The organism is Vibrio cidicii, from assembly GCF_009665415.1.
Lineage (GTDB): Bacteria > Pseudomonadota > Gammaproteobacteria > Enterobacterales > Vibrionaceae > Vibrio > Vibrio cidicii.
Genome location: NZ_CP035921.1, coordinates 1,130,468 through 1,151,702 on the forward strand (window position 1 = coordinate 1,130,468; position 21,235 = coordinate 1,151,702).

18 protein-coding genes and 1 pseudogene are annotated in these 21,235 nt (G+C 47.9%); 4 read left to right on the forward strand and 15 right to left on the reverse strand.

Features of this window, described 5'->3' with window-relative positions:
- Nucleotides 1-11: 11 nt before the first annotated feature.
- From tssC to EWA64_RS06120, 5 genes are all read right to left on the reverse strand, one after another.
- Nucleotides 12-1,493, reverse strand: a complete 1,482-nt coding sequence (tssC, locus tag EWA64_RS06100; RefSeq protein ID WP_061893059.1) for a type VI secretion system contractile sheath large subunit — start codon at nt 1,491-1,493, stop codon at nt 12-14.
- Complete coding sequence (tssB, locus tag EWA64_RS06105) at nt 1,493-2,002, reverse strand: type VI secretion system contractile sheath small subunit (protein WP_061893060.1); 510 nt, start codon at nt 2,000-2,002, stop codon at nt 1,493-1,495. Before tssB ends, tssC begins: the two co-directional genes overlap by 1 nt.
- 73 nt (nt 2,003-2,075) lie before the next feature.
- A complete protein-coding gene (locus EWA64_RS06110) occupies nt 2,076-2,594 on the reverse strand; it encodes an Hcp family type VI secretion system effector (RefSeq protein WP_047110056.1) in 519 nt (172 codons plus the stop codon).
- Between the two features lie 33 nt (nt 2,595-2,627).
- Complete coding sequence (locus tag EWA64_RS06115; protein ID WP_061893061.1) at nt 2,628-4,013, reverse strand: type VI secretion system protein TssA; 1,386 nt, start codon at nt 4,011-4,013, stop codon at nt 2,628-2,630.
- Between the two features lie 20 nt (nt 4,014-4,033).
- Entirely contained in the window at nt 4,034-5,266 is a 1,233-nt protein-coding gene (locus EWA64_RS06120) for a hypothetical protein (RefSeq protein WP_061893062.1), read from the reverse strand.
- 1,079 nt (nt 5,267-6,345) lie between these two features.
- Between EWA64_RS06120 and EWA64_RS06125 the strand changes: the two genes are divergently transcribed.
- From EWA64_RS06125 to EWA64_RS06135, 3 genes are read left to right on the forward strand one after another with little or no spacing between them, the layout of a single operon-like run.
- A complete protein-coding gene (locus EWA64_RS06125) occupies nt 6,346-8,337 on the forward strand; it encodes a type VI secretion system Vgr family protein (protein ID WP_061893063.1) in 1,992 nt (663 codons plus the stop codon).
- Nucleotides 8,337-8,900, forward strand: a complete 564-nt coding sequence (locus EWA64_RS06130) for a DUF6931 family protein (RefSeq protein ID WP_061893064.1) — start codon at nt 8,337-8,339, stop codon at nt 8,898-8,900. Before EWA64_RS06125 ends, EWA64_RS06130 begins: the two co-directional genes overlap by 1 nt.
- A gap of 21 nt (nt 8,901-8,921) precedes the next feature.
- On the forward strand, nt 8,922-9,218 hold the full coding sequence (locus EWA64_RS06135) for a PAAR domain-containing protein (RefSeq protein WP_061893065.1): 297 nt from the start codon (nt 8,922-8,924) through the stop codon (nt 9,216-9,218).
- 46 nt (nt 9,219-9,264) lie between these two features.
- On the opposite strand, the gene EWA64_RS06140 is transcribed toward EWA64_RS06135, so the two are convergent.
- Nucleotides 9,265-10,233, reverse strand: coding sequence for a GlxA family transcriptional regulator (locus EWA64_RS06140; protein WP_061893066.1), 969 nt, complete (start codon nt 10,231-10,233; stop codon nt 9,265-9,267).
- A gap of 579 nt (nt 10,234-10,812) precedes the next feature.
- Here EWA64_RS06140 and mutS point away from each other — a divergent pair.
- The gene (gene mutS, locus EWA64_RS06145; RefSeq protein WP_061893067.1) at nt 10,813-13,365 is read left to right on the forward strand and encodes a DNA mismatch repair protein MutS; all 2,553 of its coding nucleotides are present in this window, start codon (nt 10,813-10,815) and stop codon (nt 13,363-13,365) included.
- Here mutS and rpoS read toward each other — a convergent pair.
- From rpoS to eno, 9 genes and pseudogenes are all read right to left on the reverse strand, one after another.
- Nucleotides 13,342-14,289 (reverse strand): annotated as a pseudogene (gene rpoS / locus EWA64_RS06150) (RNA polymerase sigma factor RpoS); the annotation flags it as partial. The gene mutS and the pseudogene rpoS sit on opposite strands and share 24 nt — an antisense overlap.
- 86 nt (nt 14,290-14,375) lie before the next feature.
- Complete coding sequence (locus EWA64_RS06155; RefSeq protein WP_061893073.1) at nt 14,376-15,299, reverse strand: peptidoglycan DD-metalloendopeptidase family protein; 924 nt, start codon at nt 15,297-15,299, stop codon at nt 14,376-14,378.
- Nucleotides 15,300-15,314: 15 nt separating this feature from the next.
- Nucleotides 15,315-15,941, reverse strand: coding sequence for a protein-L-isoaspartate(D-aspartate) O-methyltransferase (locus EWA64_RS06160; protein WP_061893068.1), 627 nt, complete (start codon nt 15,939-15,941; stop codon nt 15,315-15,317).
- Nucleotides 15,934-16,710 carry a 5'/3'-nucleotidase SurE gene (gene surE / locus EWA64_RS06165; protein WP_061893074.1) on the reverse strand — a complete coding sequence of 259 codons (777 nt, stop codon included), beginning with the start codon at nt 16,708-16,710 and terminating at the stop codon, nt 15,934-15,936. The genes EWA64_RS06160 and surE overlap by 8 nt, the downstream gene beginning before the upstream one ends.
- A gap of 2 nt (nt 16,711-16,712) precedes the next feature.
- Complete coding sequence (gene truD, locus EWA64_RS06170; protein ID WP_061893075.1) at nt 16,713-17,759, reverse strand: tRNA pseudouridine(13) synthase TruD; 1,047 nt, start codon at nt 17,757-17,759, stop codon at nt 16,713-16,715.
- A 34-nt stretch (nt 17,760-17,793) separates the two neighbouring features.
- Nucleotides 17,794-18,270: a 2-C-methyl-D-erythritol 2,4-cyclodiphosphate synthase gene (ispF, locus tag EWA64_RS06175; RefSeq protein WP_061893069.1), complete on the reverse strand. Its 477-nt coding sequence runs from the start codon at nt 18,268-18,270 to the stop codon at nt 17,794-17,796.
- Between the two features lie 3 nt (nt 18,271-18,273).
- A complete protein-coding gene (gene ispD / locus EWA64_RS06180) occupies nt 18,274-18,978 on the reverse strand; it encodes a 2-C-methyl-D-erythritol 4-phosphate cytidylyltransferase (RefSeq protein WP_061893070.1) in 705 nt (234 codons plus the stop codon).
- Nucleotide 18,979: 1 nt separating this feature from the next.
- Nucleotides 18,980-19,261 (reverse strand): cell division protein FtsB, encoded by a 282-nt coding sequence (ftsB, locus tag EWA64_RS06185; protein ID WP_039430478.1) that lies wholly within the window; start codon nt 19,259-19,261, stop codon nt 18,980-18,982.
- Nucleotides 19,262-19,898: 637 nt separating this feature from the next.
- On the reverse strand, nt 19,899-21,200 hold the full coding sequence (eno, locus tag EWA64_RS06190; RefSeq protein WP_045571231.1) for a phosphopyruvate hydratase: 1,302 nt from the start codon (nt 21,198-21,200) through the stop codon (nt 19,899-19,901).
- Nucleotides 21,201-21,235: the final 35 nt, after the last annotated feature.

Sequence of the window (21,235 nt, forward strand, 5' to 3'; positions counted from 1 at the left end):
CCGAACAACAATTAACCGGGGATGTTCGCTACCATACGTAGCGAGGTGGTTAACTCTTCCATCTGCAACCAAGGGCGCAGGTAAGCAACTGCTGAGTAAGCTCCCGGACGGCCGGCTTGCTCTTCTACGCTCACTTTAGCTTCCACCAGTGGATAGCGCGCTTTGGCTTCATTACCGATGGCATTTGGGTTAACGTACTGATGGATCCACGTATTGAGATCTTTCTCTACATCGTTTGGATCGAGGTTTGAGCCAATACGATCTCGCCCCATGACTTTCAGGTACTGGGCAATACGACTGCTGGCCATGGTGTAAGGTAAACGCGCTGAGATCGCCGCGTTTGCTGTCGCATCTGGGTCGGTATAGGTTTTAGGCTTGTGCGCGGTTTGTGCGCCCATAAATACCGCGTAGTTGGTATTTTTGTAGTGCACCAAAGGTAAGAAACCAAGATCGCTCAGCTCTTTCTCACGTTCGTCAGTCAAGTTGACTTCGGTCGGGCACTGTTGGATCAGGTCACCAGCGTTTGAGTGGTAGGTAAAGTTAGGCAGATTTTCCACCTTACCACCGTTTTCAGTACCACGGATTGCGGTGCACCAGCCAAATTGGGTGAACGCTTGAGTCAGTAGCAGACCGTAATCATACGCGGCATTACTCCAAACAAAATCTTTATCAGACTCAACGACTTGAGAACCATCAGCACGCGTTTTCAGTTCTTCAAACTCAAAAGATTTCACTGGTACGGTCGCAGAGCCGTAAGGTTGACGTGCCATGGTTTTGGGTAGAGTCAGCGCGACATAACGCGAGTCATCACTGGCGCGAAATGCATTCCAACTAGCGTATGCTGGCGAGTCAAAGCCTGCCGCTACAGGTTTACCATCTGCAAAAGTGGCAAACGAATTGAAGTCAAACATGCTGGCGTTGGCCGCGGCAATAAACGGCGCGTGAGAAGCCGAGGCAACTTCACCCATGTAACGCAAAAGTGCGACATCTTCGTCGCCATAACCAAACTCGTAGTCGCCGATCAGTGCGCCGTAAGGCTGACCACCGGCGGTACCAAACTCTTCTTGATACACCATGGTAAAGAAGCGGCTGCGATCAATCGCCGGGGCATCTTCAAACTGCTCAAGCAGTTCATCTTTGGTGTAATCAGCCAGTTTGATTTTAAGCTGTGGGCCAAGCTCGCTGTTTTTAACCAGCTTTTGTAGGCCAAGCCATGTGCCTTCCAGTTTCTGGAAGTCACCTTCTTTCATTACATCAGACAGCTGTTCAGAGATTTTACGATCAATCGCGCCGATCGCTTTCTCGATCGTCAGTGTGAGGTTCTTATCCCACGTCACCGTACCTTGCAGTGCTTGTGACGTCAGAATGCTCAACAGCTCTTTGGTGGTATCCGCTGGCGTTTGTGTGGTCGCACTGATGGCGCGATCTAAAATACTCGCCGATGCCTCAACCGCCTGTGCGGTTTGAGCGGCTTGTTGTTGCTCTGTCGACATTATTCCGCTCCTTCCGCTTGAACACCCAGCTCTTGCGCTAAGCCTTGAATGGCATCTGCACTTTGCAGTACTTCTTTGAGCAATCGCTCCAAATCACGAGAGCGATCCGCTTTGCTCAGCAAAACTTTCAGTTGATTGCGCGTTTCCACTAACTGTTTCAGTGGATCAATTTGCTCAACCAAGTTTTCAGGATGGAAGTCTTTCATTGAGCGAAAGCTCAGGTTGACTTCAAATTGGCTATCATCAGCGGCCAGTTTGTTATCCACTTTGTAAGAAAGACGAGGGTGAATTTGCCCCATCACAGTGTCAAAGTTATCTTTATCGATGCCGGTGAATTCGCGCTCTTCCAAATCCACTTTTTCAGACTCAGGTTTATGTCCGGAAAAGTCACCGATAACGCCCACCACAAAGGGCAGCTCTTTGGTTTCTACGGCGCCGTTCGTTTCCACATCGTAAGTGATGCTGACGCGGTTTTTGCTAACGCGCTTGTGTTGTGAATTCAATGCCATTGCTAGGTCCTAGTTCGAGATGAAGAGTGTGGCTTGCGGGGTTTTACTCACGTAAAACCCCTAGGTTGTTCGCTTACTTCGCGCCAGACAGCAACTTACCTTGAGGTAGGTTGTAGGTCACAATGCCACCCTCTTTCACTTCACCACCAATCAGTTCGTAATTGTGTTTCTGTGAAATTTCTACGTAAGAGAATGAAATGCTTTCATAAGGTTGTGAGCCGTCTGTACCGCTTACGTTGTAAGAAACAAGACGTGCGTTAGAAAGCTTCACTTGGAAGTACAGTTTGGCACCTGAACCATCCGACTCTGGCTTAGTGAAAGCGATTTCCACCGTTTTGCCTTCTTTGCCTGGGTTAAACAGGTAAGAAAGCAAATCTTCCGATGCACCATCGGTTTGCTTAGTGATGTTCACTTCACTCATCGCAACCATGCCGGAATCTGCGTTGTTGCCATTACCGATATCCATCGCGACATTACGCACGCCACCCCAGCTGTAAGAGTTAACGGCAAACCAACCTGTGCCATCAAGACCTTCAACCGTTGCGCCACCTTTCACGTCAACGCCATCAATACGCATATAAATACTTGCCATAAAATTCCTTACTTATCTTTACGAGAGAAATACTTACCAGCGCAGCGCAGTGGAGCCGGCGGGTTTCTCTTTCTCAGTTTTTTGGTTTAGAGGAGCCGCAGAAGGCGACGCTTCTGCGGCCTTGACTTCGGCTGGTTTCATCTGTGGTTCAGTAGCTGAAACCGGCGTAATCGAAGGTTGTTGAATGCCGACAGCATGTTGAGTCACATCCGGCAGCAATACTTGGTCGCTATGATCGAGGCCAGCGACATGAAAAATCTTATCCAGCGAACCACTCTCCGCCCCAGACATCATTTCTTGCAGCAATTCAGGCAAAGAGAGATAGCCCCACCGAATGGCTTTTTCTAACAAAAAGGAGATCGGGCTGTGCGGTTCGCTCTGACGAAAATAGTCAGAAATTTCCCGCAGCTGATGAAACGCCAAATCACGGTTAAGACTGTTCATCTGCGCGGTTTGCGAAAAATTATTGCTGGCCGACACTTGCAAATGCCCCGAAGTAAATAACAACGTGTCCGCGCTTTGGGTCACGGGCTGAGACACTTCGCTGACTGGCTCGTTGCTCGTCGCTTGCGCCGTTGCGTTACTACTCACGGCACTTTGTGCCACAGAGCTGTGTTTAAGGCCGGTCAAATGCAAAATGGCATTGTCCAGCTTGTGTAATAGCGATTTCACAAAGTTAAAGTTTGGTGCCACAACCCCCAATGCTTGCGAACGCGTATTCGCCAACGCAGCCATTTTCTCTAACGCGATCATTGCGCTATTCAAGTTATCGAGCTTGCGTTGGATATCACTACGTTCATGGGAAACCACCGCTGTCGCTTGTTGTTTTAGCGCTCCCACTTCCCCTTTGCGTTCTGCGCTCTGGTACTGAAAGAAGGTAATGCCCGAGACAATGGGTAGCGCCAAGACAGGGGCGTACAGCAAACTGCTCTCTTCGCTATCACCAAGCCATTGAAAAAACGCTTTGCTTTTGGCTTCCGCCTGCTCAGCTTTTTTTCCTTGCTCACTTTCCGACTTCAGCTTATCGGCGGGCAAGCATGGATTGATCTCATCCCAATGATCTTCAAGCAGCTGCGCCAGCCACTCTAAAGTGAGAGAAAAACTGCTCGCCGAAGGGTCAAGCTGCAACTGCGCCGCCAAAAACCAGCCAATCAGCTCAATGTCTCGACTGGATGTTTTGAACACGTGCATAAGCTGCTCGGCCAGTACACGCCAGTTTTCAAGGTTTTCATCTTGCAGTGCTTCCAACTCATTTCCGTCTGGATTCTGGCTGAGTTTGCGCAGTGAGGTTTGTGCTACATTGAAGGCATTACGCAGCGGTCGAAAGGCCGCTTTGTCCCCTTTTAAATATTGGCCACAAAACAACTCTGGCGAGATGGGCTGAAGCAGCACCGTCTGATCGTCGTGAGAAAACAACATTTCTTTATCTCAGTTCGCGATTAAATCGTCGCAGCACGAGGCTGTAACTTCGGCAGTGGTTGCGTTACTACCACCGCTATTTCTTCGCCATGCAAAATGCCCTGACCCGTTTTCAACTCAGCCAATCGCGCCGAAACAAAGCCATCTTCACTTGTAAAATCAACGCTATATGCATCGATGTATTCTTGGACATAAGAAACAGATAGATCTTTAAGCTTCTCGATATAGCGGATACCTTTCTCAAAATCCGATTGAGACTTGATCTGGTTATTTGGTGTGATCAGTTGCAAAAACTTATACGGGTGAGCAACAAAACCTGAACCCATCACTAAAGCTGCAATCACTGGGGTATGGATCACCGCACTCTGGAACCATTCTGAGAAAGCTTGGTGGTTGTTCACCATCGCCGTCTTAGAACCACGGTTGTCCCACTCTTGCTTGGCTTTAGCTAACACCGAATCCATCAGCGATATTTGCACCAACCAGTCCACCACGGTAATCACGCGATCAAACATGCCCGTTAGTGCACTGACGAGCGTGCCCACACCAGCAAACGCATCACCAGCGATCTCAAGACCCGTTTTGGTCACACCAACCGCCGCGGTTTTTAACCCGCCAGCTACACCAGCCAGAGAGTGGCGAGCGAGTGCATTAGCGATAACAGATGGGTGGCCGCCAAGTAGCTCGACACCTCGGCCGGCATAAAGTTGAGTGGCAAAATCTTTGCCTTTGAAAATGGCCTGCTTCACGCCGGAATAGATATCTGCTGCGTTTTGCACATAACCCCAGCCAGGAATGCATTCAGAAATGTTGCCGGCAAACTCTGCAACCATCCACGTGGCATACTCCGTCACCCACTTTGAAGCAAAAACGATCTCACCGTAGACACATCTCACTTTCTGCAGCAGGTTTTGGAAAAACTCCGAGATCATCGCTTTGATCTTTCTGATCACCGTATCGGTCGCTTCACCAATCACCGAGATCGCACCAACGATTTTTTTACCCGCATTGGTTTTCTCAAGTGCCGCTTTGGCTAAGTTTTTGGCATCTTCCAGAGGTTCTGCACCCACAATAAAATTGCCGAATAAATCGGTCGAAAAATGGGGAACATGTTTTATTTCAGTTTTGGCTAAAATATAAGTTGCGCCAAAACGAGCATCCGCCATTTCTTGTAACTGGACATCGAGTGCTGTGTTGGTCGTTTTACCAAAAAAACCATCTTTAACACGGCGTTTAAATACCTTGAATTGCATATTCAGAATTCCTTAATGAGTGTAAATTGACGCAACACCACGCCCCTTAAAGCAATAGACTTAAAGGAGTTCAGACCTTTTTCCAGGCACAATAGAACCTAAAATGAGTATGATTTAAGTACAAACTCACTGATTTAAAATTACGAAAGAGTAAGTAAATTGAACTGCAACCTAGCGCAGAAAATCAACTACTTTTAAGATTCAAAACTAACCATTTGCTATTTATCAATAGAGAAATGAATTTTAAAAAATCATTTCCCATAAAAAACACACACTGACTGTTCTGTTTAAGAGACCGTGAAAGTTGTTTTATTATTTCACTTTTTTGAAATTATTTTTGCTATACATATAAAATCATTAGGAAAAACGAATTAAGCCGATTCGTCCTAAGGCAAGTCTTCCGGTACAGTTAACACACTTTTTCAGCCTTCAATTTACAACCAAATATCAATGACTTAATTAAAAGCAACCAACTTCAGTATTGTTATGCTAGAGCGAAAAATCTTGTTAACACATTAGCAACCATCTTAAGCCAACGATTGCATTTGATTTTTTTATTTAAGACAAATGAAGTATATAACGAACAGAAGGCAATAAAAGTACGCTTATGCGCCATATACAAGGGGTAATTAGGTCATCCGTCCACATGCTATTTGGTCTATATTTCACATAAAACAAGTGTCATTCATACATAAGACTTTGAAAAATATTGCTTATATACATAAGCAAGCCATTTAACAACTTAATCTAAATAAGCAATAGTTAATACTAGCTTTTCATGTTCTTGTCAGAATTAATCGAATAACCCTATGTCCTTAATTTAGACAAAAGATAATTTAGTATATTTACTCTAAATAGAAACAAAGAACTATTTATAAGCATTTCTTCTAGGTCGATAATATATTTATATTTTAAATTTTGATTGAAATCGAATCGAAGTCGCCATAGATTATAACCCTATCCCCTCCCGATTTTGCAAAATAAAACATGCACAAATTCGTCTCTCTTTTTCCTTGAATCGACGACGAACCCATAATGTGCTGTGCTTTGCCACTAAATAACTTAGGAATACTGAGCCAATGGCAAATACTCAATTTCTCGTAGCCCAGCGCCCTTTGACGATCAAACTCGATGGGAAAGGGCCTTACATCGCGACAAAACTGCACGGTGAAGAAACCCTTTCGGGTGGATGCACCTTAACGATCGCCATCGCCTCGGACAAGGCGCTTCAGGAAACAATTCTGGGGAAAGTGGCTTGTGCCACGTTTGAGCAACAAGGAAAAAAAAGAACTTTTCAAGGCTTAGTTGTCGGTATCGAACTTATCGAGTTCAGTCAAGAAAAAGGCCTCTACTTTTATCAGGTAGAAACTCAAGATCCATTAGCCATTCTTGCTTTTCGTTATAATCGGCAGATTTTTCAAAAAATGAGCAGCAAACAGATCATTGAAAAAGTGCTCGGTGAGGCCGAGTTTAAGAGCTACTTCAAGTTCTCTGTCAGCGGGAATGGCCGTCAACATGAGTACTGCACGCAAATGGATGAAACCGACCTGCGTTTTATTCAGCGTTTATTATCTAGTGAGGGCTGGCACTATCGCCTTGATCATACCGGCTCCAAGCCAGTGGTTATCATCGCTGATTCCAATCAAAGTTTTACCTGTGCGAAAAAATCCACGCTCTATTTCAAAGATGGTTCACAGGATACAGAAAGAGTCGTCACACAGTGGACTCAACTGCATCGTCTTGGTAGCAACAAACTTTCTCTCGCAGAACACAGCCAAGAGCTCGCGCAAGTTTTCGAAAGCGGCGAACGCAAAAGTATCCAGGCGAATGGCCCTTCGAGTTTGCAGCAGTATCTGTTTGGTCAGGGTGTCGAAGATAAAAGTGCCTTGCGCAATCTGGCTAAGTCTCAAATGGAAGCCTTAGATGCACAAAAGACGGCCTCTCGCTCGGCATCAACACTGGCGGAGCTAGCGTGCGGCATGAAGTTCAAATTGGCTAAACATCCTGTTGCCGAATCCAACCAAGAATACGTCGTCACACAAATCACTCACTGGATTGAGACCGGTGAATCGGGTCGTCAAACACACTATCAAAATCAGTTTACTTGTTTGCCGACTGCCGTGACTTTTCGTCCTTCTCGGATTGCCAAACCTGTGGTGCAGAGCATCCACAGTGCCAGCGTCACAGGCCCTAAAGGCGAAGAAATATACAAAGACAAACTGGGGCGCATCAAGGTGCAATTTCATTGGGATCAAAACGGCAAAAACGATGAAAATAGCTCCTGCTGGCTGCCCGTTTCGCAAGGGATGGCGAGCAAAGGATTTGGCATCCAGTTTATCCCAAGGATTGGGGATGAAGTGTTAGTGCAATACATTGATGGCAACCCCGATCGTCCGGTAGTGGTTGGTTCCATTTACAACAAGAGTAATCAAGCGCCATACTCCGCTGCGACGCAAAGCGGCATCAAAACCCGCACGACACCAAAAGGGAGCAGTCAGCAAGGTAACGAGTTGCGCTTTGAGGATCAAAAGGACAAAGAGCAAGTGTTTCTCCATGCTGAAAAAGATCTGTTGCTGGAAGTGAACAACGATCACACCACCACGATCAAAGGCAAGATGCTCTCCTCTGCGGAGAAAGGGGTTGAGTTGTCCACCAAAGAAAATTTCATCATCAATAGCGAAAAAGATCTGCAAACCAGCAGCAAAGGCAAATTCACCGCCTCTGCGGATAAAGACGTGGCAGTGAAATCATCAGCGAACATTAACCTAGACGCGAGTTCAACCGTCAAAGTGGATGGGCAAAGCATCGCTATCAGCGGAAAGAGCAAGATTGAGCTAAGCGTTGGGGCAAGCAAAATTGAAATCAGCGCTAGTGGAATTAAGTTGGACGCACCGCAAATTAGCATCAATGGTAAAGCCAAAGCCGAAATGAAAGCTGCGATGGTCAGTATCGAAGGTCAGGGAAAGACAGATATTAAAGGAGCGTTAGTTACTGTTGAAGGCAGTGCGATGACTCAGGTAAAGGCTGGCGCTATGGTGCAAATTCAAGGGGCGATTGCCAAGGTAAACTAATGAAATTATTGAAAGTCCCCCATGAAAGCGCGCAAGCGATTCTCAATTTATATGAAGCTAACCCAGCATTGTTGGCACTGTTGTCAGAGGCACACACCCCCTATCAACTGATTCAGGCTGCAATAGAGCAAAGCCTGTTTGCCGATGCAATAACCTTTCTCGCCCACGGCCTGCCAGTGCGAGAGGCCGTTTGGTGGGCCAGCAACTGCGCTGCGTCACGGCATGATTGGACTGAAGAAGAATTAGGTGCAATCCGCGCAGCAAAAGCTTGGGTACATACCCCTGATGAAACCAGTCGCCGCTTTGCTGAAGAGATGGCCAAAATCTCCGGTCTACAAACCGGGGCCGGATGGACGGCCCAAGCCGCATTTTGGAGTGGAGGTAGTATGACCGCTGCCAGCGACCCAGTGGTTCCACCTCCTCCTTATTTATACGCTCAAGCCGTTGCAGGATGCATTAATCTTTCTGCTGTATTACCCAACGGAGAGCACGCCGAACAGCGTTACCACACCTTCTTGGAAATGGGCTTGAATATCGCGCAAGGCGGCAATGGCCAACAATAACTGAATGACACGGAGCCTTTGATGTTACCTGCAGCAAGAGCCGGCGACATGCATGTCTGCCCAATGATGACTCCCGCTTTACCACCAATACCTCATGTCGGAGGGCCACTATTACCGCTGCCCACGACCGTACTGATTGGCAATATGCCTGCCGCGACCATGGGGCAAATGTGTGTCTGCGTCGGGCCACCTGACAGCGTGGTGAAGGGAAGTATGACTGTTTTTATCAACAATAAACCCGCGGCGAGAATGGGCGACTTAACCGCCCACGGTGGTACGATTGTTATGGGACTGCCAACGGTCTTGATCGGCGGATAATCCGGCTGACAGGGGTTCTCCCACTCTGTGCGAGAGCGGGGGTAACTTAAAGGTGTTGATAGCGCTTGCGGTATTCCAAAGGCGTTAAGCCGTTCATCTTCTTAAATAACTCACGAAAATAACGTGTGTCTTCATACCCCACATCGTGGCTGATTTCTTCAATGGTTTTTTTCGATTTTTCCAACCAGTCTTTGGCCACCGAAAGCTTGACTTGTTGAATGTAATGAATCGGTGATTGTCCCGTAGCTGCTTTAAAACGCCGCTTCATTTGCCGCTCGCTCAGGTGAACTTTATCGGCCAATTCGGAAACCGATAGCGCACTACCCGGTTCGGCATGCAGCCAATCCTGCAAGTGGTGGATCAATTCATCGTTATGCTGACGCAAAGGGACAAAGCTCGCCAACGTGTTCTGCTGCACCCGCTCAAGATCGCCAAAAATAAACTGTGTGCACTGCTGACGAATGGTTTGCCCAAACATTTGCTCGACAATGTGCATCATGACGTCGTTGTATTCATACACTCCCGATGTGCAAAAGCGGTTCTTGTCACAGGTAACACGACGCTCTGCATGTAGCTTGGTTTGCGGAAACAATTCGCGAAACAGGTTGGCATAAAACCAGTGAGTCGTCGCCTTAACATCATGCAGCAAATTGGCCTTGGCTAAAACAAACGCGCCAGAACAAATGGACACAATCGGGATATCACACTCTCCCCACTGGTGTATCCAATCGAGGGTCGACTGAGTAACGCTTGCCAAATTTTGATCGGGAAAACCAACCGAACCGACAAGTAAAACATCCGTATGTTTCACAGCTTGGATATCAATGGTAGGTTGAACAACCACTCCACCAATACCGACAATGGGTTGGTTGTCTTGCGTCACAATATTAATGATGGGCGGCGGAGCACCAGCAAGATGCGCAGAGATAGTCAGAATTTCGACTGGCCCAGTAATCGAAGTCAGCGGCCCACCAGCAAAGGCTAGTGCGGTAAAAGTTAACGGTTTAGTTTGCAAAAAATCACCCGTATGGAAGCAAGCAAATTACCTTACCAGAATGCAAGGTTATATTATTTTTGCCTTATCCATGGCACTTTGAGCATCCACACCTTCTTTTTACCCTCAAACTGACAATACAGGCCATCATACATAAGGCAATAAGCTATCGACCTATCACTCCTAGAAGTTGGCAGAGGGACGAAGGTTGCTCGGTATTTGAGCAAGAAGTATACCCCAAGGGAGTTCTCTTTTTTGTCACGCTTTGTAAGAAGTTTGTAACTCACTAAATACTTAAGGTAATACTTTACCAAGCAATCATCCAGCTTGCTAATTAGTAGTATGATACGAGCTCAGTCGCGTGAAATACTCTCCCTTAGGCAATGAAGTGAGAGACGGCTTCAGGAACACAATGCCATGTTACGTTGCGGTGTCTCAATTGCTCTCCTAGTAGGAGGTTTGCTATCCTTACGCCACGTTTTTGCCCATCGTTTTCGGCAATCGCATCAACAAGCAAAGCGGCACATGCAACCTAACTCGATTAGTATCTGCGGGACTTCAAGGGTGTGACAGCCCACTAATAACGCGTTGAACAACAAAATGACAAATAATAACACCACCAAAAGCAAAGAACCCAGCCAAGCCCACACGCCCATGATGCAGCAATATCTCAAGCTGAAAGCTGAGAATCCGGAGATCTTGCTGTTTTACCGTATGGGAGACTTCTATGAGTTGTTTTACGACGACGCGAAGCGTGCTTCCCAACTGTTAGACATCTCGTTGACCAAACGAGGCGCTTCAGCCGGTGAGCCCATTCCAATGGCAGGCGTGCCATTTCATGCGGTTGAAGGGTATCTCGCTAAGCTGGTGCAATTGGGTGAATCCGTCGCCATCTGTGAGCAGATTGGCGATCCCGCTACCAGCAAAGGGCCTGTTGAACGCAAAGTGGTGCGCATTGTCACGCCCGGAACTGTGACCGACGAAGCGCTGCTGTCTGAACGTCTCGATAACCTCATCGCCGCCATTTACTGCCACAATGGCAAATTTGGCTATGCCACTTTGGATGTCACTTCGGGCCGTTTTCAGCTCTCAGAACCGCAAAGCGAAGAAGCGATGGCGGCTGAGTTACAGCGCACATCACCACGGGAACTACTCTTTCCGGAAGACTTCGAGCCTGTGCATTTAATGGCTAACCGGAAAGGCAATCGCCGCCGCCCGGTTTGGGAGTTCGAGCTAGATACCGCTAAACAGCAGCTCAATCAACAATTTGCCACGCGTGATTTAGTCGGCTTTGGGGTTGAGCATGCCAAGCTCGGCCTTTGTGCGGCGGGTTGTTTGATCCAGTACGTCAAAGATACCCAGCGTACCGCTCTGCCACATATCCGCTCGCTCACTTACGATCGTCAAGATCATTCCGTGATTTTAGACGCCGCCACGCGCCGTAATCTGGAGTTGACGCAGAATCTCGCGGGAGGCACGGAAAATACCCTGTCGTCGGTGCTGGATCACTGTGCAACGCCTATGGGCAGCCGCATGCTCAAACGCTGGATCCATCAACCCATGCGTGATCTCAATACGCTCAACGCGCGTTTAGACGCTATCGGTGAAATCAAAGAGCAAGCATGCTTTGCCGAACTCCAGCCGATTTTTAAACAGATTGGCGACATTGAACGTATTCTCGCCCGCTTAGCACTGCGCTCAGCACGCCCTCGAGACATGGCAAGGCTACGACATGCAATGCAGCAACTGCCCGATTTGGAGAGCGAGCTAGCCAACCTAACTCATCCTCATTTACGTCAGTTAAGCCAAGATGCGGCCCCAATCGACGACGTTTGCCTCCTTCTTGAACAAGCGATCAAAGAAAATCCGCCAGTGGTGATCCGCGAAGGTGGAGTGATAGCCAGCGGCTACAATGCTGAACTGGATGAATGGCGTAACCTTGCCGATGGCGCAACCGAATATTTAGAGCAGCTAGAAGCTGAAGAGCGCGATCGTCACGGCATCGACACCCTCAAAGTTGGCTACAACAATGTGCATGGCTTTTACATTCAGGTCAGCCGCGGCCAAAGCCATTTAGTCCCACCTCATTACGTGCGCCGACAAACGCTAAAAAATGCCGAGCGCTACATTATTCCGGCCTTGAAAGAGCACGAAGACAAAGTACTCAATTCCAAATCCAAAGCGTTGGCACTGGAAAAGCAACTTTGGGAAGAACTGTTTGACCTGCTGATGCCGCATCTTGAGCGTCTGCAAAACTTGGCCAGTGCGATTGCCCAGCTTGATGTGCTGCAAAATCTCGCAGAGCGGGCAGACACGCTCGACTACTGTCGCCCCAGTTTGACCAAAGAAGCAGGCATCTACATTTCTGCTGGTCGCCATCCGGTGGTTGAGCAAGTGAGCAGTGAACCTTTTATTGCCAACCCGATTGAACTGCATGCCCAGCGCAAAATGCTGATCATTACGGGACCAAACATGGGCGGTAAATCGACCTATATGCGCCAAACCGCGCTAATTGCGCTGATGGCACATATTGGCTCTTTCGTCCCAGCACAATCCGCCACCATCGGCTCAGTGGATCGCATTTTCACCCGCATCGGCGCTTCGGATGATCTGGCGTCTGGCCGTTCGACTTTCATGGTCGAGATGACGGAAACAGCCAATATTTTGCACAACGCAACACAAAATAGCTTGGTACTGATGGATGAAATTGGCCGCGGCACCAGCACTTACGATGGTCTTTCCCTTGCGTGGGCCAGTGCGCAGTGGCTAGCGACTCAGATTGGCGCTCTCACTCTGTTTGCTACACACTATTTCGAGCTAACCGAACTTCCCAACCAACTGCCCCACTTGGCCAATGTGCATTTGGACGCAGTAGAGCATGGCGATAGTATTGCCTTTATGCACGCTGTGCAGGAAGGCGCCGCCAGCAAATCTTACGGCTTAGCAGTAGCAGGGCTCGCAGGCGTACCTAAAACGGTGATCAAAAATGCGCGGCAGAAACTGTCTCAATTAGAGCAGTTGAGCAAAGGCGATGTCACGGCAAGACCAAGCATGGTGGATGTAGCCAATCAGGTTAGCTTGATCCCTGAGCCTAGCGAAGTGGAACAAGCACTGGCAAGTCTTGATCCTGATGATCTCACGCAATCTGCGTAGCCCTTCAACTTGGATCTGACGCACGCGCTCACGCGTCAAGCCAATTTCTTTACCCACTTCTTCGAGAGTCGATGGCTCATAACCAAGCAATCCAAAGCGACGCGCCAACACTTCTTTCTGTTTCGGATTTAGCTCCTCTAACCAGAAAATCAGTGAGTTACGCATATCTTCATCCTGAGTTGACACTTCAGGATCGGAATTGTTCGCATCGGGAATAATATCCAGCAGCGCTTTTTCACCGTCACCACCAATCGGTGTATCGACAGAGCTAATCCGCTCGTTAAGGCGCAGCATTTTGCTGACATCTTCAACCGGGATATCCAACTGAGAAGCGATCTCTTCTGCCGTAGGTTCGTGGTCGAGTTTTTGTGACAACTCGCGCGCAGTACGCAGATAAATGTTCAGCTCTTTGACAACATGGATAGGTAAACGGATGGTCCGAGTCTGATTCATCAGTGCGCGTTCGATGGTTTGCCGAATCCACCAAGTGGCGTAAGTAGAGAAGCGGAAACCGCGCTCTGGGTCAAATTTTTCCACCGCTCTGATCAGGCCAAGGTTACCCTCTTCAATCAGATCAAGTAACGCTAATCCACGGTTGCTATAACGGCGAGAAATCTTCACTACCAAACGTAAGTTGCTTTCAATCATACGTTTACGTGCTGCTTCATCCCCACGCAATGCGCGTCGAGCGTAAAGTACTTCTTCTTCTGCGGTCAGTAAAGGTGAGAAACCGATCTCTCCGAGGTAAAGCTGAGTCGCATCCAAGCTTTTGTTGCTGGCATCAAACTCTTCTCTCAGTGCGGTATTGGTATTGGAACTGTTGTCTTCTTTATCGCTAACTTCGATATCAGAGTCGTTCAACTCTACATCCATTTGATCAATATCGAAATCATCAACTTTGGTTACTGCATTGCTGTTACTCATAACGCCTCCCCCTGGCGAGTTAGCAAGGCATGTTGTTTAGCTATGCCGCTGCTAGTTATGTCGCAAGTTGTTTTTCAAAGTTTTCATTAAGGTAAATAGCGATTTGGATTCACCGACTTACCTTGGTAGCGGATTTCAAAGTGCAAGCGTACAGATTTGGCGCCAGAGCTCCCCATGGTAGCGATTTTTTGCCCGGCAGTAACACTTTGTCCTTCCGTTACTAGCAACCGATCGTTGTGAGCGTAAGCGCTTAAGTATTTATCATTATGTTTCACGATAATCAGATTACCGTATCCACGCAGCGCATTACCTGAATAAACTACCACTCCTGCTGCGGTTGAAACTATCGATTGACCTCGCTGTCCTGCAATATCAATCCCTTTGTTTCCTTGTTCTCCCGCAGAGAAACTCTTGATAACTCTCCCTTTTGTTGGCCACAACCACTTGGCTATTTTGTCATTATCTGGCTGGGTTGGTTTTGCTGTTGGAATAACATTTTCTTTACCTTTAGGCTCAACATACTCCTTTGATTTGGATTGTTCAACCTTCCCAGATGAATCTTTTTTAACCACTTCAAGCGGCTTTTGCTCACTTTTTTCGATAGAGTTTTTACTCGATTTTAACGTTTCAGGAGGAGAAACTGGCACGCTTTTCGGTGGGACAACAGGCGCAGAAACTATAACTGGTGCAGCTTCGGTCAAATTGCCAAATTTGGGGGCAACGTATGCAGGCCCCCAAAGTTTGAGTTTTTGCCCGGGAAAGATGGTGTACGGTGGCGAAAGGTTGTTGTAACGGATGAGATCATTTACATCTTTATTTGTGACATAAGAAATGAAATAGAGCGTGTCACCCTTTTCCACTTCATAGTAGCTGCCTCGATAGCTGCCGCGCTCTACGGATGAGTAGTCTTTCTCCAATCCTGAAACGGGCGCAGGCGAGTGTGCTGCGCAGCCAACTAACTGCACCGCACCAAGCAAGCTCACTAGCTGAAATGTTCTAAAAAGGCTCACGCTCACTCGCTCCCCCTACGCCAGTTCGCCAGCGACTAAGGGAACAAAGTTGACGCTTTCAATCACGCTAGAGGTAATTTGATCATCACGGCGTTCAATGCACAGCAGCTGCTGCTCTTCGGTCCCCACAGGGATCACCAGTCGCCCCCCTTGTGCTAATTGCTCTATTAAGGCATTTGGTACATTTTCTGCTGCCGCCGTAACAATAATGGCATCAAATGGGCCTTTGCTTTCCCAGCCCTGCCAGCCATCACCATGTTTGGTGGAGATATTATAGATATCCAACTGCTTAAGTCGGCGCTTCGCTTCCCATTGCAGCGCTTTAATTCGCTCAACGGAGTAGACATGATCCACCAGTAGCGCCAGCACAGCGGTTTGATAACCCGAACCCGTTCCTATCTCCAGCACTTTACTGTCCCTTTTCAGGCGTAAAAGCTCGGTCATCTTGGCCACGATGTAAGGCTGAGAAATGGTCTGACCTTGTCCAATCGGCAATGCGTTGTTGTCATAGGCCTGATGCATCATTGCCTGAGAGACAAAATTTTCTCTTGGGATACGATGAATCGCCTCTAATACCGCTTGATCTTGGATGCCTTGGGCAACAAGAAACTGCACCAAACGACCTGCGTGTGGATTACTCATGGCTTGCATCCTTTAACCAACCGTCCATCGCCCGTAGCGACTCATGCGCAGTCAGATCCACTTGCAGAGGCGTTATCGACACGACACCTTGCTCAATCGCAAAAAAATCGGTCCCCATACCCGCATCTTGCTCTTTCCCAGGAGGGCCGAGCCAATAAATCGTATGACCTCGAGGATCTTGCTGTTTAATCATATTTTCAGCGTGATGACGAGCGCCTAATCGGGTGACTTCAATTTGCTGCAACTGCTCAAATGGCCGATCAGGAATGTTGACGTTCAACAGACGATTGGTTGGAATGGGGCAAGTTAAATGTTGCTCAACCAACTGACGCGCTATTTTGGCTGCGCTGGAAAAATGGTGCTTGCCGACCAGAGAAAAAGCAATGGACTGAACACCGAGAAAATGTCCTTCCATTGCCGCCGCCACAGTACCAGAATAGAGCACATCATCGCCTAGATTGGCACCGTGATTGATCCCGCTCAGCACCAGATCCGGCAAATTATCTTTTAGCAATTCATTGAGCGCAAAGTGCACGCAATCGGTCGGTGTGCCCTGCACAGAATAAACATCGTCACCAATGCGATTAACACGTAATGGTTGTTCTAACGTCAAAGAGTTTGACGCGCCAGAGCGGTTTCTATCTGGAGCCACAACAATCACCTGTGCTATCTCACGCAATTCATCGGCTAACGCGTTAATCCCTTCGGCAAACACGCCATCGTCATTGCTTAGTAGAATCCGTAACGGTTTATTCTGCTTTTCATCCATCATTATTGGTACTCTCTTTCGAACGCTATTTCCTGCACTAATTCACGCACAATCGAAGTCGCAAAGGAGCCAGCATCCAGTGCAAAGCGCAGCGTTATCTCATCTCCAACCACTGACCAAGTGAGGTTTTGTGGTTTCAAGCTTATGGCTCGTCGATCATGGCGCATGCGATTGCCGCAAATCAACGCCATCAAATCCGTTTCTTCATCCAGTATCGGCTGCTCTAGTGCCAGCGCCAAAGCTTGCGTGGGCAGTGCGTTATCGCCTGCTAAGGCTGCACTAATCATCACCTCTCCACGTTCAAAACGCGCTTGAGCCTGAGGTAAAGTCGTTGCATCGATCGTTTCTTGCCCCTCTTGAGACAAGACAACATCCCCGTCGATCACTTGGTCAAAGATCCCGTGCTGCAAGCGAGCGGACACGATGCGATTGAAAATCCACGAGCGTGCTGTCGATAGATACATGCTGCGTTTATTTTGGTTGCGAGTGCGCACATTTTCTCGCCCCCAACGGCGAGCCTCATCAAGATTATTGCCATCGCGACCAAAGCGCTGGCTACCAAAATAGTTTGGCACACCAACCTGTTGGATTCGCTCTAAACGGCGTTCTACGTCCGCCACATCCGTCACTTCGCTTAAGGTCACCACAAACTCATTGCCGAGCAAATCGCCCGGGCGAAGCTTCTTATTGTGACGAGTCACGGCCAAAATTTCGATGCTCGGATACTGAGCAAGAAAAGCCTCAAAGTTGGGAATGCCGCCAGTAGGCAAATGGACACTCAACCACTGCTCTGTCACGGCGTGGCGATCTTTAAGGCCTGCCCAACTAACGTTTTGCGATGGTACCCCGCACACCTTTGCCAATTCATTGGCGACAAAACTGGTGTTTTCCCCCGTTTTTCGGATATGCACCATCAGATGCTCACCTTGACCAGTGAAGGAAAAACCCAAATCCTCTTTGACTTGAAAGTGCTCAGGTTTGGCTTTGATTTTGGCTTGTGCCGTCGGCTTACCCGCGAGGTATGCCAAAGAAGCGAGGATATCTGTCATGCTTTTTTCCACTGCCATGCAGCTTGTAAACGATTTATTCTTTAATCAACAATACAACGGCTTCCGTTGCAATGCCTTCTTTACGTCCGGTGAAACCTAAACGTTCGGTGGTGGTTGCCTTCACATTAATATTGCCAACGTCGGTTTGCAGATCCTCTGCAATTGCTTGACACATGGCCTCAATGTAAGGCGCCATTTTCGGCGCTTGGGCGATAATAGTGATGTCAGCATTGCCCAAACGATAGCCTTGTTCTTTCACTCGGCGATAAACATCTTTCAACAATTCACGGCTATCGGCACCTTTCCATTGATCATCGGTATCAGGGAAATGACGACCAATATCACCCGCAGCAATCGCGCCAAGTAAGGCATCGCTGAGTGCGTGCAGAGCCACATCTCCATCCGAATGCGCGATCAACCCTTGCTCATAAGGCACTTTAACCCCGCCAATAATCACGGGGCCTTCTCCACCAAATTTGTGCACATCAAAACCATGGCCAATTCGAATCATTGTTTATCCTTCTGCTCGGCTTAAATAGAATTCCGCTAGCGCCAGATCTTCTGGCTGAGTAATTTTAATATTGGTCGCTTTACCGGTAATTAAGGCGGGTTGTTGCCCCTGCCACTCCAACGCGGAGGCTTCATCGGTGATGGCCACATTGTGGGCTAGTGCCTGCTCAAGCGCGACGGTCAACATCTGAGTTTGAAACATTTGCGGCGTTAATGCGTGCCAAAGGGCGTCACGAGAGACCGTATGGTCAATGTCCCGTTCTGCGTTAGCGCGCTTCATCGTGTCACGCACTGGAGTGGCCAAAATCCCGCCAACCGGATGAACTAGGCAGGCGCTGATCAAGGCATCGATATCCTCAAGCGAAACGCAGGGCCTCGCCGCGTCATGCACTAAAACCCATTTTGCCTCTAGATGCGTTTGCACATATTTAAGGCCAGAAAGCACCGAATCCGCGCGCTCTTTACCGCCACTGACTCGGATCACTTGCGGCGAATGCGCTATCGGCAACTGGGCAAAATAAGGGTCATCATCGCTGATCGCCACCACCACCTGCGCGATCAACGGATGCGCTAGCAGCTTATTCAAGGTGTGTTCCAACACGGTGTGCTCGCCGATAGATAAATATTGCTTGGGACGATCGGCTTGCATCCTGCTGCCCACTCCAGCTGCAGGAACTATCGCGACTAAAGATGGAGTCATTTTCGGCATCTTATTGATTTTCCTCACCGACAAGACGGTAGAAGGTTTCGCCTTCTTTCACCATGCCGAGTTCATGTCTGGCGCGTTCTTCAATGGCATCTAACCCCTGTTTGAGATCATCAATTTCTGCATACATTTCGCTATTACGCGACTGTAACTTGCTGTTCACTTGTTGCTGGACTTCGATATCACGCTCGGTGGCGTAATAATCCGACACACCGTTTTTACCAAACCAGAGTGTGTATTGCAGCAGCGCAAATAGCAGTGTCAAAACTAAAATAAACAGACGCATGAGCGATTTTACTTGTGGCCTATCAGGGGAAAGAGTTATGAAGCCCTTTTTATAGCACAATTAGCGGGTTGGCTCTATAGAGGGTTAGTGCAACAAGGGGGGCGCGCTCACCGTGCGCTTTCCTATCGATAAAAAAACACCCCGCAAACGCAGGGTGTTTTTAAAGTTTCAATCTAAGCGATTAATTCAATTAGGAATTAAGCTTGGCCTTTCACTTCTTTAAGACCGCTTCTTTGAAACATGGGGGTGCGCGCTCACCGTGCGCTTTACTATCGATAAAAAAACACCCCGCAAACGCAGGGTGTTTTTAAAGTTTCAATCTAAGCGATTAATTCAATTAGGAATTAAGCTTGACCTTTCACTTCTTTAAGGCCGCTTCTTTGAAACATGGGGGTGCACGCTCACCGTGCGCTTTCCTATCATTAAAAAAACACCCCGCAAACGCAGGGTGTTTTTAAAGTTTCAATCTAAGCGATTAATTCAATTAGGAATTAAGCTTGACCTTTCACTTCTTTAAGACCGCTTCTTTGAAACATGGGGGTGCGCACTCACCGTGTTTTTTCCTCTAGAAAAAAAACACCCCGCAAACGCGGGGTGTTTTTAAAGCTTCAATCTAAGCGATTAATTCAATTAGGAATTAAGCTTGACCTTTCACTTCTTTAAGACCGTTGAAAGGTGCACGCTCACCTAGCGCTTCCTCGATACGGATAAGTTGGTTGTACTTAGCAACGCGGTCAGAACGGCTCATAGAACCAGTCTTGATTTGACCTGCTGCAGTACCTACCGCTAGGTCAGCGATAGTTGCATCTTCAGTTTCGCCAGAACGGTGAGAGATTACTGCTGTGTAACCTGCGTCTTTAGCCATCTTGATTGCAGCTAGAGTCTCAGTTAGAGAACCGATTTGGTTGAACTTAATTAGGATAGAGTTGGCGATGCCTTTCTCGATACCTTCTTTCAGGATCTTAGTGTTCGTTACGAACAGGTCGTCACCAACGATCTGGATTTTCTTGCCCAGTTTCTCAGTTTGGTATGCGAAACCTTCCCAGTCAGACTCGTCTAGACCGTCTTCGATAGAAACGATTGGGAACTTCTCAGTTAGCTCTTCTAGGAAGTCAGAGAAACCGTTAGAAGTGAAGATACGACCTTCGCCTTTTAGGTTGTACTCTTTCTTCTCTGCATCGTAAAACTCAGACGCTGCACAGTCCATCGCTAGAGTGATGTCAGTACCTAGAGTGTAACCAGCTGCTGCTACTGCTTCAGCAATAACTTCTAGCGCTTCAGCGTTAGATTTTAGGTTAGGAGCGAAACCACCTTCGTCACCAACAGCGGTGTTGTAACCTTTAGATTTCAGAACTTTCGCTAGGTTGTGGAATACTTCCGCGCCCATGCGAACCGCTTCTTTCAGAGTTTTCGCGCCAACTGGCTGGATCATGAACTCTTGGATGTCAACGTTGTTGTCTGCGTGCTCACCACCGTTGATGATGTTCATCATTGGTAGAGGCATAGAGAATTGACCCGCAGTGCCGTTTAGCTCAGCGATGTGCTCGTATAGAGGCATGCCTTTTGATGCAGCAGCTGCTTTCGCGTTAGCTAGAGAAACCGCTAGAATTGCGTTTGCACCAAAGTTAGATTTGTTTTCAGTACCGTCTAGGTCGATCATGATTTGGTCAACAGTTGCTTGGTCTTTTGCATCTTTGCCAACCAGAGCATCTGCGATTGGGCCGTTCACTGCAGCAAGAGCTTTCAGTACGCCTTTACCTAGGAAACGAGCTTTGTCGCCGTCACGTAGTTCAAGCGCTTCGCGTGAACCAGTAGATGCGCCAGATGGAGCAGCAGCCATACCTACGAAACCGCCTTCTAGGTGTACTTCAGCTTCAACAGTAGGGTTACCACGTGAGTCGATGATTTCACGACCTAGAACTTTAACGATCTTAGACATTAATGTTTCCTCTCGTTTAAATATAAATGTCAAAT

What these genes read in the sequence shown, in the direction of transcription:
- tssC (WP_061893059.1), bottom strand. Translation starts at nt 1,493, where the DNA reads ATGTCGACAGAGCAACAACAAGCCGCTCAAACCGCACAGGCGGTTGAG.
- tssB (WP_061893060.1), bottom strand. Translation starts at nt 2,002, where the DNA reads ATGGCATTGAATTCACAACACAAGCGCGTTAGCAAAAACCGCGTCAGC.
- EWA64_RS06110 (WP_047110056.1), bottom strand. Translation starts at nt 2,594, where the DNA reads ATGGCAAGTATTTATATGCGTATTGATGGCGTTGACGTGAAAGGTGGC.
- EWA64_RS06115 (WP_061893061.1), bottom strand. Translation starts at nt 4,013, where the DNA reads ATGTTGTTTTCTCACGACGATCAGACGGTGCTGCTTCAGCCCATCTCG.
- EWA64_RS06120 (WP_061893062.1), bottom strand. Translation starts at nt 5,266, where the DNA reads ATGCAATTCAAGGTATTTAAACGCCGTGTTAAAGATGGTTTTTTTGGT.
- EWA64_RS06125 (WP_061893063.1), top strand. Translation starts at nt 6,346, where the DNA reads ATGGCAAATACTCAATTTCTCGTAGCCCAGCGCCCTTTGACGATCAAA.
- EWA64_RS06130 (WP_061893064.1), top strand. Translation starts at nt 8,337, where the DNA reads ATGAAATTATTGAAAGTCCCCCATGAAAGCGCGCAAGCGATTCTCAAT.
- EWA64_RS06135 (WP_061893065.1), top strand. Translation starts at nt 8,922, where the DNA reads ATGTTACCTGCAGCAAGAGCCGGCGACATGCATGTCTGCCCAATGATG.
- mutS (WP_061893067.1), top strand. Translation starts at nt 10,813, where the DNA reads ATGACAAATAATAACACCACCAAAAGCAAAGAACCCAGCCAAGCCCAC.
- EWA64_RS06160 (WP_061893068.1), bottom strand. Translation starts at nt 15,941, where the DNA reads ATGAGTAATCCACACGCAGGTCGTTTGGTGCAGTTTCTTGTTGCCCAA.
- surE (WP_061893074.1), bottom strand. Translation starts at nt 16,710, where the DNA reads ATGGATGAAAAGCAGAATAAACCGTTACGGATTCTACTAAGCAATGAC.
- truD (WP_061893075.1), bottom strand. Translation starts at nt 17,759, where the DNA reads ATGACAGATATCCTCGCTTCTTTGGCATACCTCGCGGGTAAGCCGACG.
- ispF (WP_061893069.1), bottom strand. Translation starts at nt 18,270, where the DNA reads ATGATTCGAATTGGCCATGGTTTTGATGTGCACAAATTTGGTGGAGAA.
- ispD (WP_061893070.1), bottom strand. Translation starts at nt 18,978, where the DNA reads ATGCCGAAAATGACTCCATCTTTAGTCGCGATAGTTCCTGCAGCTGGA.
- ftsB (WP_039430478.1), bottom strand. Translation starts at nt 19,261, where the DNA reads ATGCGTCTGTTTATTTTAGTTTTGACACTGCTATTTGCGCTGCTGCAA.
- eno (WP_045571231.1), bottom strand. Translation starts at nt 21,200, where the DNA reads ATGTCTAAGATCGTTAAAGTTCTAGGTCGTGAAATCATCGACTCACGT.